This is a genomic window from Gilliamella sp. LMG 34360, from assembly GCF_984568995.1.
The window spans coordinates 2,437,477-2,453,722 of record NZ_OZ474900.1; the positions used below are offsets into that span (position 1 = coordinate 2,437,477).

Sequence of the window (16,246 nt, forward strand, 5' to 3'; positions counted from 1 at the left end):
GTTAACTTAACTCAATTTAGCCAATTCATTCACTTAAACATGATTAAATATTATGAAGTTGATATTAATCGTTTTGGCGATAATTTATTAAACAGTTGTATTCCCGCTCCAATAAATTGTTCATCTTGATAGATTCTTACCAATGTTTCAACTGCTTTACTAGTATCAAGTTCAATCGTTCGACCCAATAAAATATCATCACCTTGAGCATGTGTCAGTATTACTTTAGGCCAATCTTGTAATGGACTATCTACGGGCATCAAAAGTTGATCTTTATCGTTCATCTCTTCTAATGTTTCTAACGTGACCATATTTTCAATAGGATAGTTGGATACTTGCAAACGTCTTAAATAAATAACGTGTGCACCACAACCAAGTCGTTCACCCAGATCATCAACAATTGTGCGGATATAAGTTCCTTTAGAACAATGTATCTCTAACGTCAATTCGTTTTTTTCAACATCAAATTGAATAAATTGATTTTTATAAACAGTGATAGGTCTAGCTTCGCGATCAATTACAATACCTTGACGAGCATACTCATAAAGTGGCTTACCTTGATATTTTAACGCTGAAAACATCGTTGGCACTTGTAAAATATCACCACGAAAATGTGTTAAAGCTTCATTGATTTGCGATTCAGTTACCTCAACTGGTTTGGTACTAACTATTTGACCATCAGCATCAGAAGTATCAGTTCGTTCACCAAGTTTAGCAATGACACGATAACACTTATCAGAATCTAACAAATATTGAGAAAATTTGGTCGCTTCACCAAAGCAAATTGGTAACATGCCCGTTGCTAATGGATCAAGCGCTCCGGTATGCCCTGCTTTTTTCGCATTAAACAATCTCTTTACTTTTTGCAACGCATCGTTTGACGTCAAGCCTTGTGGTTTATCTAGCAATAAAACGCCGTGAAGATCACGGCGAGTTTTTTTTATATTCATCATCTTTTATACTGAAACGTATAGTTAACCTGAAACTTTTTTACAAAAAATTAGAAGTTATTTGTAAAGTTAATCTTTATGACGCTCGTTATCTTGCTTAATAACATTCGTTACTAAATTAGACATTTGCATACCTTTTACCAGAGATTCATCGTAAAAGAATTTAATCTCAGGAATAATACGTAAGCTCATGGCTTTACCAATTAAAGTACGAATGTAGCCTTTCGCATCGTTAAGCACTTTTAAACCCTGCTCGATAACTTTTGGATCTTCATCATTTAAAAAAGTTACAAAAACTTTAGCGTATGAAAGATCACGTGAAATATCTACGCCAGAAACCGTTACCATACCTAAACGAGGATCTTTGATTTCTCGTTGCAAGATGATTGCAATTTCTTTTTGTAATTCATGTCCGACTCGAGATGAACGATTAAATGCTTTTGCCATATCTATTTTCCTTTAAATATAAATAAGCAAGGCTTAAACCTTGCTTATAAAAGACAGCGTAATGACTAAATCGTACGTTTGATTTCGATAGTTTCAAACACTTCAATAGTATCGCCAACGCGAACATCATTATAGTTACGTACACCAATACCACATTCCATACCATTACGAACTTCGTTGACGTCATCTTTAAAGCGACGTAATGATTCAAGTTCGCCTTCATAGATAACCACGTTATCACGTAATACACGGATTGGATTATGACGTTTCACTACACCTTCCGTTACCATACAGCCAGCAATCGCACCAAATTTTGGTGATTTAAAGACATCACGTACTTCGGCAAGACCAATGATCTCTTGTTTGTACTCAGGTGCAAGCATACCGCTCATTGCTTGTTTAACTTCATCAATAAGATCATAAATCACTGAATAGTAGCGTAGATCTAAGTTTTCGGTTTCAACAACTTTACGCGCAGATGCATCAGCACGTACGTTAAAGCCTAAAATAATTGCATTAGATGCCGCAGCAAGAGAAGCGTCAGTTTCAGTGATACCACCTACACCTGAACCAATAATTTTAACTTTAACTTCATCGGTTGATAGTTTAAGTAATGAATCGGAAATTGCTTCAACCGAACCTTGAACATCTGCTTTTAACACGATATTGAGTTCAGATACATCACCTTCGGTCATGTTGGTGAACATGTTTTCAAGTTTCGCTTTTTGCTGGCGAGCTAATTTCACATCTCGGAACTTACCTTGTCGATAAAGCGCAACTTCACGAGCTTTCTTCTCATCACGTACAACAGTTGCTTCATCACCCGCTGATGGCACACCAGATAGACCAAGAATCTCAACTGGGATAGATGGACCAGCTTCAGTCACTTCTTTACCTAATTCATTGCGCATTGCACGAATTCGACCATACTCAAATCCACAAAGTACAATATCGCCTTTACGTAATGTACCTGATTGAACCAGTACGGTAGCAACAGAACCACGACCTTTATCAAGGAATGATTCAATAACAACACCACTTGCCATTCCAGTTTCGTAAGCAGTTAATTCAAGTACTTCAGCTTGTAATAAGATCGCTTCAAGTAGTTGGTCGATACCCGTACCTGCTTTAGCTGAAACATGAACAAACTGAGTATCACCGCCCCAATCTTCTGACATAACGCCATATTGAGCCAATTCACCTTTTACACGCTCAGGATCGGCTTCTGGTTTATCAATTTTATTTACAGCAACAACAATTGGCACATTTGCAGCTTTAGCATGCTGAATAGCTTCAATTGTTTGTGGCATCACACCGTCATCAGCAGCAACAACAAGTACCACGATATCGGTCGCTTTCGCACCACGAGCACGCATTGAAGTAAATGCCGCATGGCCTGGAGTATCTAAGAAAGTGATCTCACCATTTGCAGTTTTAACATGATAAGCACCGATATGCTGAGTAATACCACCCGCTTCACCTGATGCTACTTTCGCTTTACGAATATAATCAAGTAACGATGTTTTACCATGGTCAACGTGTCCCATAATGGTTACAACAGGTGCACGTGCAACTTTTTCTGCACCAGTATCACGATCGCTCATAAGTGATTCTTCAAGCTCGTTTTCACGACGAAGTACCACTTTATGTCCCATTTCTTCAGCAACAAGCTGTGCTGTTTCTTGATCGATTACTTGGTTGATGGTTGCCATTGCGCCCATTTTCATCATGGTTTTAATGACTTCTGAGCCTTTAACAGCCATTTTATTGGCTAATTCAGCAACAGTAATTGTTTCACCAATCACAACATCACGGTTAACCGCTTGTACTGGTTTATTAAAGCTTTGTTGCAATGCGCTTTTACCTTTCTTTTTATGACCACTTCGGGTAACAGCTCGCGCTTCTTCACGTTCAGCTTTACCTTCAGAAAGTTTGCTACCTTTTTTCTGCTTAGTTTGTTTACCGTTGCGGCCACGCCCACGAGCGCTTTCTACTTCACGATCGGTATCGTCTTCAGCTGCTCTTGCATATTTAGAAGTAGTAACATGATAATCATCATCATCTGAATTATCAGTCTCATCCGTATCACTGTATTGTTCTGCTAATTTACGTGCTTCTTCAGCCATACGTTTAGCATCTTCTTCAAGTTTACGACGATTTTCTTCTTCTGCTTTTCGTTTAATTTCGTTAGCTTCGGCTTCTAAACGAGCCTTCTCTTCTTGTGCTTTTTTCACTTTAGGATCCACAGGGTGCGCTTGTTCGGTTTTTGCTACTTGCTTAGCTTTTTCTTCTTCAGCCTGAGCTTGTGCTTGAGCCTGAGCCTGAATTTCGGCTTGTTTTTTAGCTTCTTCTTCACGTTTTTTGGCTTCTTCTGCAGCTGCTAATCGCTCTTTTTCTTCCGCTTCTTGGCGGGCTTTCAATTCAGCTTCTTGCTTAATTTTTTCGGCTTCAAGACGAGCTTTCTCTTGTTCTGCTACAAGTTCAGCCGGATCGCGCTTGACAAAAGTTCGTTTTTTACGAACTTCTACTTTAATTTCTTTGCTTTTACCACCAGCACTTGACACATTTAAAGTTGAATGTGTTTTACGTTGCAGCGTTAATTTAGTCGGACCTTGCTGAGGATTTAAATGCGCAAGCAAAGCTTCTTTTTCCTTTTGTGTAACAGTATCAGATGCTGTTTTTTTCATACCTGCATCGGCAAACTGTTGCAAAAGTGTTTGCACTGGAGTATTTATTTCCTGAGCCAGTGTTTCGATTGATACTTTGGTCATGTATAACTTTCCCTCAATTATTCATTTGCAAACCAACAAATATTACGTGCAGCCATAATAAAATCGCCAGCTTGTTTGCTTGTTAAACCTTCAATGTCGGCTAGATCGTCAGTACCTTGTTCAGCTAAATCTTCCAAAGTAGTTACGTCATGTTGTGCTAATTGATAGGCCAATTCTTGTGTCATACCTGCCAAATCTAATAAATCTTGAGCAGGTCTTTTGTCACCACTCGTCGCTAATGCCATTGTGGTTAATGCATCCTTTGCTCGACTTCTTAATGCTTCAACAAGTTCTTCATTAAGTTCTTCAATTTCAAGTAATTCATCAACAGGTACATAAGCAAGTTCTTCCAATGAAGTAAAGCCTTCTTCAACTAATAGTTGTGCAAGATCTTCTTCAATATCTAAATGCTTCATGAAATTACTAATTGAAGCAAAAGATTCTGCATGATGTTTTTCTTGTAAATCTTCGGTACTCATAACATTTAATGTCCAGCCCGTAAGCTGTGATGCTAAACGAATATTTTGCCCATTTCGACCAATTGCCTGTGGCAACGTATCGGCATTAACGGCGACATCCATAGTATGTTTATCTTCATCAACAACGATTGACACCACATCTGCAGGCGCCATAGCGTTAATTACGTATTGTGCTGGGTTATCATCCCATAAAACAATATCGATTCGCTCACCACCAAATTCATTTGATACCGCTTGAACACGTGCACCACGCATACCAACACAAGCACCGACTGGATCAATACGACGGTCATTGCTGCTAACTGCAATTTTGGCACGCGATCCTGGATCACGAGCAACACCTTTAATATCAATCATCTCTTCACCAATTTCTGGCACTTCGATACGGAATAATTCTTCCATCATCTCAGGATTAGAACGACTGATACAAAGTTGTGCTGGTTTGTTATCTTGTTCAACAAGATATAAAATACCACGAACACGGTCACCAATACGAAAGTTTTCACGTGGTAACATGTCATGACGTAACATCATTGCATCGGCATTATTACCTAAATCAAGAATTACACTATCACGGTTAGTTTTCTTGACAATACCCGTTACGATTTCACCAATGCGATTTCTGAACATGTCAATTACCATGGCTCGCTCAGCTTCACGTACTTTTTGTACAATAACTTGTTTCGCTGTTTGGGTAGTAATACGGTCAAATGCTACTGATTCAATCTGTTCTTGAACATAATCACCGAGTTGTACTGATGGATCTTCGTATTGTGCTGCTTCTAATGTTATTTCTTTCGTTGGTTGAGAGACATCACTCACAACATGCCAACGACGGAATGTGTCATAATCGCCTGTTTTATGGTCGATTTTTACAATAACGTCAATATCCACATTCTGTTTCTTTTTAGTGGCTGTTGCTAATGCTGTTTCTAGCGCTTCAAAAATTTTGTCACGCGTTAGTGCTTTTTCATTTGATACTGCTTCAACAACAGCTAAAATTTCTTTATTCATCCTTTACACCCGTACTCTATTTAAGGTTAAAATTAGGTACTATGTTTGCTTTCTGTATATTACTAAAAGCAAACACTTCATCATTATCTTCCACCGTTAATGTAATCATGTCATTATCAATGGATTTTATCCTACCTTTCCACTTGCGACGATTTGCAACAGGAATGCGTAAACTAATAGTGACTTCTTCACCAATAAATCGTTGATAATGTTCAAGCGTAAACAGAGGTCTATCCATACCTGGCGATGAAACTTCAAGGTTATAGGCGTCTTTGATAGGGTCTTCAACATCAAGTACTGCGCTAATTTGTCGGCTAACATCAGCACAATCATCAACAGTTATACCATTTTCATTATCAATATAGACTCTAAGTACAGGATAACGACCACGAATGTATTCAACGCCAACTAACTCAAAACCAAGTGCATTTACTGGTTCTTGAATGATATCAGTTAATTGCTGTTCTATATTAGCCAAACAAACCTCCACTGCAGAAAATAAAAAAGGGCATAAAGCCCAACATTCTTTTTAAACTTACGCTTAAAATCACAACACGAAAAAAAACCTCGACATGCGAGGCTACATTTAAAAAACCAATTATAATGAAGCCACTTGAGTTGAACTTTCATGCAATAAAAAGAGTTGATTGATTTATGAATGAAAATTTAAGTGGTTGCGGGGGCTGGATTTGAACCAACGACCTTCGGGTTATGAGCCCGACGAGCTACCAAGCTGCTCCACCCCGCGATAGATGACTGAGAATTATACTTCTTTTTGGATAAAATGCAACTTAAAATCACGCTCGTTTTATCAATTATGCTTAAAGTTTTTAAAAATAACACACTTTAACTTTGCTTGTGTATTCAGGTAAATTAAGCATAATTGGTTACCTAATATTGGTATAAAAATCCATATTTCAAGTTCATTATACCAATGTTAGTTCTTTAAATAAGATTACTTGCTTGTCGCCTGTTTCATCGCTTTAACAAAGCTCGCTAATTCACTCAGCATTTTATCTGTGTTATCCAGATTATGCTCAATAATTTTAACTGTAGCCGAACCCGCAATAGCCCCAGCAGCACCCGATTTAATGGCTTCACTGACTTGAAACGGTTCAGAAATACCAAATCCTTGAATCGCTGGCGGAGCACCATATTCATGCAATTTATCTAGTAAATGGGTTAAAGGCTTATTAGCGCGATTTTCAGTACCTGTTACGCCTGCACGCGAAACCAAATAAGTATAGCCTTTACCTTGTTTAGCAATATTCTTTATCACTTCATCATCTGCATTAGGCGGACAAATAAATATTGGGTCAATTCCATGTTTTTCAGCAGTATCGGTAAATTCTGGCGCATATTCCACAGGTAAATCAGCAATTAATACTGAATCGACGCCCGCTTTGGCACATTTAGCATAGAAGTTATCAATACCATTTTTGAACACCAAATTAGCATAAATTAGCAAACCTATTGGGATATCAGCATTTTGCTTTCTTATTTTACTTAAAATTTCAAATGATTTTTCAACGCTAATGCCACCTTTAAAAGCACGGATATTGGCATTTTGAATGGTTGGACCATCAGCCATTGGATCTGAAAATGGGATACCTAATTCTAAGGCGTCAGCACCTGCATCAATCAAGGTTTGGATAATTTTTAGCGAAAGGTCAGGTGTTGGATCGCCAACCGGTACAAAAGGAACAAATGCACCACGTTTTTCCGCTGCTAAAGTTGCAAACAGTTTTTGATAACGGCTCATTGTATTTCTCCTTTTGCTTTTAAAACATCATAAACAGTAAATATATCTTTATCACCACGACCAGATAAGTTAACAATTAATAGTTGTTCTTTGTCTGGGTTTTCTTTAATCATTTTCATCGCATAGGCTAATGCATGTGATGATTCAAGTGCGGGGATAATTCCTTCATGACGGGATAACTCTTTAAACGCATCAAGTGCTTCATCGTCAGTAATCGAAACGTATTGCGCTCGGCCAATGCTATCTAAATAAGCATGTTGTGGACCCACTGCTGGAAAATCAAGTCCTGCCGAAATTGAATAAGACTCTTCAATTTGCCCTTCGTCAGTCTGCATCATTGGAGTTTTCATTCCAAAATAGATGCCTAGTTTACCATGTTTTAATGAAGCCCCATGCTCGCCACTTTCAATACCATGTCCGCCGGGTTCAACACCAATTAATTTAACGGATTTATCATCAATAAAGTTAGCAAACATACCAATTGCGTTAGATCCTCCACCAACACAAGCAATGACAGCATCAGGCAGACGGCCTTCACGCTCTAAAATTTGCTGTTTAGCTTCACGGCTGATCATTTGTTGAAATTCACGCACAATAGTTGGGAAAGGATGGGGTCCCGCTGCTGTACCAAGCATATAGTGAGCGTGTTCATAACTACCAGACCAATCGCGTAGCGCTTCATTACAGGCATCTTTCAACGTTGCAGAACCTGTTTCAACCGGGATCACTGTTGCGCCCATAAGCCGCATTCTAAAGACATTAGGTGCTTGACGTTGAACATCTTTAGCGCCCATATAAATTCGGCATTTTAAGCCTAATAGAGCACAAGCTAAAGCGGAAGCAACACCATGCTGCCCTGCTCCAGTTTCGGCAATAATTTCAGTTTTACCCATGCGTTTAGCCAGTAAAGCTTGACCTAATACTTGATTGGTCTTGTGTGCCCCACCATGCACTAAATCTTCTCGTTTTAAATAAAGTTTCGTTTTAGTTCCTGCCGTTAGATTTTTACATAATGTCAGCGCGGTTGGTCGACCAGCATAATTAACTAATAGATCATTAAACTCTTTTTGGAAATCTGGATCATGTATCGCGGATAAAAAAGCTTGCTCAAGTTGTTCTAGTACAGGCATTAATATTTGGGGGACATATTGCCCACCAAATTCACCAAAATAAGGATTTAATTTAGACATAACCATTCCTTTTTATAATTAAAAATTAAATTTGTTCAAATACTGCGTTGATTTTCTGTTTATCTTTGATACCAGGTGCCTGTTCAACCCCTGAATTGAGATCAACCCCGAGTACACTGGTTGCAATAGCTAACTTAATATTTTCTGGATTGATGCCTCCAGCTAAAATCACATTACTTAACTCATGATTATCAAGTAATGACCAATCAAAACTTTTACCCGTTCCCCCCGCACCATTGTCAAATATATAACGTGAAACTAATGGATTATGATGCTCTGGGACTGTGCCATCAATACTTAATGCTTTCCAAATTTGGCAGGTTAAAGGTAACTTTTCGCGTAAAGCTTGTATGTAGTTAGCATCTTCTTTACCATGCAATTGCACTGCATAAAGAGATAACTGCTCAGCAATTTGACATACTTCATCAATGTCTTGGTTTTTAAAAACGCCCACCCAATTAAGAGGTGCTGCCGACATTACGCTACGGGCAATATTTGGTTGAATATAACGCGGTGAACTGCTGACAAAAATCAACCCGCCATATACTGCTCCAGCTTGGTAAACATTGACCGCATCTTCGGCACGAGTTAACCCACAAACTTTATTTTCGCCCAACACGACTTTGCGAATGGCTAAATCTAAATTAGGCTCTGACATCAACGCGCTGCCAATTAAAAAGCCTTTAGCATACTGGCGCAGATCCTTTACTTGACTATGGGTATAAATTCCTGACTCGCTAATCACAATACGATCATCAGGGATCGTTTTCGATAAATCTTTAACTCGGTTTAAATCAACGGTTAGATCGCGCAAATTACGATTATTAATACCTATGACTTTCGCCCCTAATTTAATTGCCCTTTCTACTTCACTTTCAGTACTCGCTTCGGTTAAAACGCCCATATTAAGTCGATGAGCAACCTCACTTAACTGTTGATACTCATCATCTGTCACGACTGATAGCATTAATAAAATGGCATCAGCTTGGTAATAACGAGCCAAATAGATCTGGTATTCATCAATAATAAAATCTTTACAAAGTACCGGTTGTGTCACCTCATTACGTACAATTGTCAAAAATTCAAAGCGACCTTGAAAATATTTTTCATCGGTCAAAACCGAAATAGCCGATGCATAATTTTTATAAATTTTAGCAATATTGGCGGGATCAAAATCCTCACGAATTAATCCTTTAGATGGCGAAGCCTTTTTACACTCTAAAATAAACGCCGTTTTAGCTTGATTTAAAGCTTGATAAAAATCACGATCACTGGGTTTCACCTCCGATTTAAAAATTGCAAGTGGCGTAGCTGCTTGCTGCTGAGATAACCAAATCTGCTTATCATGAATGATCTTTTTTAATACTGTTGCCATTTCAACATTTTTGGCTAATGCTGCAATTACCATATTCTTCTCCATCTATTATCTTGCTGCTAACTTTTGCAATAACTCGTAAGATTTACCGCTATGCATCATATCGATCGCGCGTTTAGCATTCTGTTTAAGGTCAGCTTGACCAAACAAACTCATCAACATCGCCACATTGACAGCAATTGCTGCTTCGTGAGCAGGTTTACCATGACCTTGTAAAATCGCAATTAACATATCACGATTCATCTCTGGTGTACCGCCCTCAATATCTTTTAGTGTATAGGTTGGTAAACCAAAATCTTCTGGCGTTAAAGTAAAATAACGAATTTCGCCGTTTTTAACTTCCCCTACTTGAGTAGCACCATGAATCGCTACCTCGTCCATACCCGCCCCATGTACCACATAAGCATGAGTATAGTTAAGCATTTTTAATGTTTCTGCAATAGGTTGGATTAAATCAGGATGATAAACCCCTAATAAAATACGTTTAGGGCGAGACGGATTAATTAATGGTCCTAATACATTAAAAATAGTACGTGTTTTTAACTGTTGTCGTACTGGTGCTGCATGACGGAACCCAGAATGATACTGCTGGGCAAACAAGAAGCAAACACCTAGTTCATCTAGAGCTTTACGTGATGCTTCGGCTGGCATATTTAATTTAATGCCTAAAGCAGATAACACATCAGAAGATCCCGATTTGCTCGATACACCGCGATTACCATGTTTTGCCACTTTATAACCCAATGCAGCGGCTACAAAGGCACTGGCAGTTGAAATATTAATACTGTTCGTACCATCTCCACCCGTACCGACTATATCGGTAAAATCATAATCTGGTATATCAAAACTATCGGCATTTTCAAGCAAAGCCTGCGCTGCACCTGCAATTTCATCTGGTTTTTCGCCACGCACTTTCATACTGATGATAGCCGTTGCTAATACCGTTGGTTCAATTTTACCTTGAATGATGAGGTTGAAAAGTATTTTGCTTTCTTCCTGCGCAATTGTTTGGCCTAAATACAATTTATTTAATATTGGTTGAATATTGTATTCTTGCTTATCAACAATTGCTTTTTGCTGATTAGGCTCGGCTCTTTTTTGTGGTGAATTAAGTGCCCAAGCTATGGTTTGCTCTAATAGTTTTACACCTTGAATGGTTAAAATCGATTCCGGATGAAACTGAAAACCACAAACTCGATCTTCATCATTGCGTACAGCCATTACAATATTGTTGCAAAGAGCATTGATCGTGAGCGTTTTGGGAATATTCTCACCTTTTAAAGAGTGATAACGAGCGACTGGCAATGGATTAGGCAATCCTGCAAACATCGCTTGCTCATCATGCTCAATAAGCGATGCCTTACCATGTAAAATATCACCCGCTGGCACAATACTGCCACCATAGGATTCAACAATAGCTTGATGCCCAAGGCAAATACCAATGATCGGTAATTTACCTTTTAACCGTTTTAACAGTTCAGGCATAGAGCCCGCTTCGCTCGGTGCGCCAGGACCTGGAGATAACATCAAAATAGGATTTTGCATTTGTGATAATTTTTCGATAATCACATCGGCAGGAATCGTATTACGATAAACAGTCACACAATGTTTGCTATTACGTAATTGATCAACCAAGTTATAAGTAAATGAATCAATATTATCAATAAATAAGATATTAGCCATTAGAATACACCTTCTACATTATGTGCTGCCATAATTGCCCTAACTACTGCGCGAGCTTTATTACGTGACTCGTCTGATTCGGACTGAGGATCCGAATCCAACACCACTCCCCCACCCGCTTGCACCGTGGCTATGCCATCTTCAACATAAGCACTGCGAATCACAATACAGGTATCAAGATCACCATTTGCGGTAAAATAACCTACTGCTCCGCCATAACTACCACGTTTCACTTTTTCGGATTCAGCAATTAATTGCATTGCACGCACTTTTGGTGCGCCAGTTAATGTGCCCATATTCATCGTGGCTTTATAAGCATGTAATGCATCTAAATCCTGCCGTAACTGCCCCACAACTCGCGAAACCAAATGCATCACAAACGAATAACGATCGACTTTCAACAACTCTTTGGTATAACGTGTACCCGGCTCACAAATACGGGCTAAATCATTGCGGGCTAAATCAACCAGCATTAGGTGCTCGGCCAACTCTTTTTTATCGGTTCGCATCTCAAGTTCTAAACGACTGTCTAAATCATGGTCAATATCGCCATTCGCGGTCAGACCACGTGGGCGTGTGCCAGCAATAGGGTAGATTTCAACTTGATTGGTAGCCTTAGTATATTTAAGTGCACTTTCAGGAGAAGCACCAAATAACACAAAATCTTTATCTTGCATATAAAACATATAAGGACTTGGATTATTGGTTTTTAGTACTTGATAAGCTGATAACGGTTTGGGGCAAGGCAATGTAAAACGTCTTGATGGTACTGCCTGAAAAATCTCGCCTTGCTGAATGGCATCTTGCATTTTTTTTACGATGGTATTGAAATCATCATCGCTCTTATTGCAACTTACATCGATTTTGGCAAGCGATTGGCTATCAATTGGCTTCATCGGTTTGCTTAACGTTGTTTGCAGCTCATCTAACCTATGTATTAATCGTTCAATTTCTTTAGTGTTAGACGTAAATGCGGTTGCTTTTAAAATGGATAGATGATCTTTATGATTTATTTCTAATAGTGTTTCAGCTAAATAAAAACAGAAGTCTTGGCAACGCTGTTCAGAAGATAAAATTGGTAGATTTTCAAATCCCGCGACCAGATCATAACAAAATAATCCGCCAATAAAAACCGCATCTGGACTGGAATTTTCTGGCACATTAACGACTGTTAACAAGGTTCTTAATGCATCAAATACCGACAAAGATTTCAAACGTGAATCCTCATCTTGCAGATGATCAATGTCAGGAAAAACTAACGTTAATGTTTGCGCATTAGCGAATGTTTTAACTACTTTATCGTCAACGGCTTGTTGCAACAAAGGTAATAGTTTTTCACCATTGGTTGTTAACGCTTCAATAGTGACTTTGGTATTCAGCGCTGAAATGCGCAAAGCACTATCAACAATCATCACACTTTTAATGCCTTGCTTATTATCAATTTCAGCCGATTCAAGCAGCAATGTCGCAGGTCGACTATCACACAATTGATAAAACACCTGAGTCGGATCTTGATAATAACCGATGGTTTTGGTTATTTGAGTTAATGTTGGCTTATTCATTGTTGACTCTCTATGTTTAAATTTTTATTCAGACTAATTCTTTTAATATCCTGAAACTAAAAAACCCGCACTAAGCGGGTTTTGCGAAAAAGACCATCCATCATCACATTACCCGCAAAATGAACCACACCACCAACCAAAGTAAGTGAATGGACGAGTAATAAGATGTAAAGATTGTATTTTCATAATGTTATTGGTATAAAATAAATTTTGTACTATTAAACTAGTTCAATGATGCAATGTCAAGTGAATATTTCATGTTCGATGAATAAAAATTAATTTTTATAAAATAAAAAAGCGCGTTGATTAATACGCGCTTTTTATTATTAACGTAATGGCATTTCTGATTGAACTACTTTAATCGGTTTGCTTCTGGTTTTAGATTGAGAAGTTCTCACATGGTTTGTGATCCACAATTTATGGTGAGGTTGACATTGAGGACCTAAATAGATCTTTTCAAGATAATCTTCTATTTTGCCATAATTAACAAATAGACTATTTGCATATGCATAATCTTTCGGTGCTTGTATTAACTCATCAGCAATATTGGTAATATAAAACATCCGACATTCATCTTCATCCTCAAAGGCGGCATGCTTGACTAAGCATGAGATAGGCATCAATGCTAAAGCAATCAATTGATCCAAATTAGTTATTTTTTCGATTATCTCTTTTTGCTTAGGTTCTTCAGGATTTTTCAAAGAATGAATAATTTCTTCAATTTGCTGTAATTTTTTTCTAACTGTATTTATTTTTGCTTCTTCATTTAGCGAGTCTAAATAATTATTCCACTTAGCATCAATATTTTCAGCAGAATCACTTTGATGTTCTAAATAAAAGGAGTACTTGTTACGTTTAGCAATACTAATGTAACCATTTTTTGGATCAAAATAGAGACAACGGAATAATGGCAAAGAACCAACAGAAGATGTAATATTTTTTTCAGTAACAATTTCAGAGTTTTTTAGGTCTGAATTTTCGTTTAAATTATTCTCGGTTTTATCGTTCTTATGATTCAAATTATCATTTGAATTATCTAATCCCATAGTTGCCACTACGCTTTTAGCTGAATCATTTATTGGTAAACCTAAAGCAGTATTATTGAACAAATGATTAATACTCTCAGGATTAATACTTCTATTAATATCATCACCAAAAAACTTTTTATTAAAAACCAAACTAACACTTGAACCGACAATATTGTTTTCATTACCATAAAGCCTGAATTGATTTAATGAATTATGATTAAATGAAAAACTAGATAAAAAAGTTTTGATTTCATTATCTTTTTCAGTCTTAACACCTAACGAGTCAGTTAAAACTTTGTTTTCAGTTGGATCATTCATAAAATCCACCACATTTAAACGAAAATCACTTGGTTTATTTTTATTTTTTAAAAGGTTAAATAACACTTCTGGTTTTGTATAATGAGCCACTTGCCGTTCAAATATTAGTCCATCATTATTTTCAGATTCATTTAAATTAAACTCTACAAGTAGTTCTTTTTGTATGTGAAGTGTTAATTCTCTAATATCACAAATTTTAGCAACAAGATTATCCCTTTGTTTTTTTTCAAATATTGATGAATCTTTATTGCTAATCACAGATAACATCATTTGAGCAACAATATAAATTCCAAAAATATCATCATAATAAACCACATTTTGATAATACTCTTCCGCTGATTTTAATTTAACTTTTGTTTTGTTAAAGAAAACATTATCACCTAATATCCATTGTACATAAGAATATATTATTGGATTATTTTGCTTTCCAATATTCAAATAACAGCGTTCGGCCTTCTCAATATTATGTTGATTTTGGTAAATATCACCTAAATAAAATTGTGCAAATTCATATATCCCTGGATTATCCTCCTTTTCAACATTAAAATAAAAATATTCAGCTAGTTCAATATTTTGTTTATTTTGATAAATAACACCTAAATTAAATTGTGCCACAGCATATGCCACTGAATTATCTTGCTTTTCAATACTTGAATAATATTCTTCCGCCCGATTATAATTATTATATTCATATTGGTAAATAATCCCTAAATATAATTGTGCTTGAGCATATGCCTTTGGATTGTCTTTCTTTTTAACATTTATATAATATTGTTCAGCTTTCTCAATATTATTTTTTTCATTCTGGCAAATAATACCTAGATTCAATTGTGCTTGAGCATATGCCTCTGGATTATCTTGCTTTTCAACATTTATATAACATTGTTCAGCCTTCTCAATGTTATTGTTTTCATTCTGGCAAATAATACCTAGATTCAATTGTGCTTGAGCATATGCCTCTGGATTATCATCCTTTTTAACCTTTAAATAATAGTGCTCAGCCTGCTTAATGTTATGTTTTTCTTTTCGGTAAATATCACCTAATTTACATTGTGCTTGAGCATATAACTTAGGATTATCTTGCTTTTTAACATTTAAATAACATTGTTCAGCCATCTCAATGTTATACTTTACTGTTTGGTAGATAACACCTAATTTACATTGTGCTTGAGCATATACCTTAGGATTATCTTCCTTTTTAACATTTAAATAACATTGTTCAGCCATCTCAATGTTAAATTTTGCTTCTAGATAGATAAAACCTAAATTCAATTGTGCATTAGCATATATTTCTGGATTATCCGCCTGTTTAATATTTAAAAGATGTTTTATCGCTTGCTGCCAATCTTTTTTATATTCGTAATAAATTGTACCCAATTCAAATTGAGCTTGTGCATATTCCTCATCACCATCTTGACCATCTTTCCGAGTAATTTTTTTGAGTTGTTCAATTTCCTGTTCAATTTCTGCTTCTGTTTTTTGTTGTTCCATTCCAATTCCTTTTTTTATTATTTTTATAGTCAATTAATAGTATTTAAGGTATTACATTGTTAATAATATTAGGTATACTTTTTAGTCATTTGATTTTATCAACAGTTAAATAAAATACGAAAATATTTTGTTAATGGATTTTATTTTGAACAATTTTGTTATAGATATATTATGTT

General features: G+C 36.7%; 11 protein-coding genes and 1 tRNA gene. All 12 read right to left on the reverse strand.

Annotated elements, in window-relative coordinates:
* Nucleotides 1-50 precede the first annotated feature (50 nt).
* The 12 genes from truB to AC5LW9_RS11000 all read right to left on the reverse strand — a co-directional run bounded on the left by truB (nucleotide 51) and on the right by AC5LW9_RS11000 (nucleotide 16,070).
* On the reverse strand, nucleotides 51-953 hold the full coding sequence (gene truB, locus AC5LW9_RS10945) for a tRNA pseudouridine(55) synthase TruB (RefSeq protein WP_493455888.1): 903 nt from the start codon (nucleotides 951-953) through the stop codon (nucleotides 51-53).
* Between the two features lie 66 nt (nucleotides 954-1,019).
* Nucleotides 1,020-1,397, reverse strand: coding sequence for a 30S ribosome-binding factor RbfA (rbfA, locus tag AC5LW9_RS10950; RefSeq protein WP_334320693.1), 378 nt, complete (start codon nucleotides 1,395-1,397; stop codon nucleotides 1,020-1,022).
* A gap of 65 nt (nucleotides 1,398-1,462) precedes the next feature.
* The gene (gene infB, locus AC5LW9_RS10955; protein WP_039127605.1) at nucleotides 1,463-4,168 is read right to left on the reverse strand and encodes a translation initiation factor IF-2; all 2,706 of its coding nucleotides are present in this window, start codon (nucleotides 4,166-4,168) and stop codon (nucleotides 1,463-1,465) included.
* A gap of 17 nt (nucleotides 4,169-4,185) precedes the next feature.
* Entirely contained in the window at nucleotides 4,186-5,661 is a 1,476-nt protein-coding gene (nusA, locus tag AC5LW9_RS10960) for a transcription termination factor NusA (protein WP_039127608.1), read from the reverse strand.
* Nucleotides 5,662-5,677: 16 nt separating this feature from the next.
* Nucleotides 5,678-6,139, reverse strand: a complete 462-nt coding sequence (rimP, locus tag AC5LW9_RS10965; RefSeq protein WP_025316054.1) for a ribosome maturation factor RimP — start codon at nucleotides 6,137-6,139, stop codon at nucleotides 5,678-5,680.
* A 193-nt stretch (nucleotides 6,140-6,332) separates the two neighbouring features.
* A tRNA-Met gene (locus tag AC5LW9_RS10970) sits at nucleotides 6,333-6,409 on the reverse strand.
* A gap of 207 nt (nucleotides 6,410-6,616) precedes the next feature.
* Complete coding sequence (gene trpA, locus AC5LW9_RS10975) at nucleotides 6,617-7,423, reverse strand: tryptophan synthase subunit alpha (RefSeq protein ID WP_493455889.1); 807 nt, start codon at nucleotides 7,421-7,423, stop codon at nucleotides 6,617-6,619.
* The gene (gene trpB, locus AC5LW9_RS10980; protein ID WP_039127618.1) at nucleotides 7,420-8,613 is read right to left on the reverse strand and encodes a tryptophan synthase subunit beta; all 1,194 of its coding nucleotides are present in this window, start codon (nucleotides 8,611-8,613) and stop codon (nucleotides 7,420-7,422) included. The genes trpA and trpB overlap by 4 nt, the downstream gene beginning before the upstream one ends.
* A gap of 25 nt (nucleotides 8,614-8,638) precedes the next feature.
* On the reverse strand, nucleotides 8,639-10,021 hold the full coding sequence (gene trpCF / locus AC5LW9_RS10985) for a bifunctional indole-3-glycerol-phosphate synthase TrpC/phosphoribosylanthranilate isomerase TrpF (RefSeq protein WP_232352534.1): 1,383 nt from the start codon (nucleotides 10,019-10,021) through the stop codon (nucleotides 8,639-8,641).
* A gap of 15 nt (nucleotides 10,022-10,036) precedes the next feature.
* A complete protein-coding gene (gene trpD, locus AC5LW9_RS10990; protein WP_198228594.1) occupies nucleotides 10,037-11,671 on the reverse strand; it encodes a bifunctional anthranilate synthase glutamate amidotransferase component TrpG/anthranilate phosphoribosyltransferase TrpD in 1,635 nt (544 codons plus the stop codon).
* Nucleotides 11,671-13,233: an anthranilate synthase component 1 gene (locus tag AC5LW9_RS10995; RefSeq protein ID WP_493455890.1), complete on the reverse strand. Its 1,563-nt coding sequence runs from the start codon at nucleotides 13,231-13,233 to the stop codon at nucleotides 11,671-11,673. The genes trpD and AC5LW9_RS10995 overlap by 1 nt, the downstream gene beginning before the upstream one ends.
* A gap of 326 nt (nucleotides 13,234-13,559) precedes the next feature.
* Nucleotides 13,560-16,070, reverse strand: coding sequence for a tetratricopeptide repeat protein (locus AC5LW9_RS11000; RefSeq protein ID WP_493455891.1), 2,511 nt, complete (start codon nucleotides 16,068-16,070; stop codon nucleotides 13,560-13,562).
* Nucleotides 16,071-16,246: the final 176 nt, after the last annotated feature.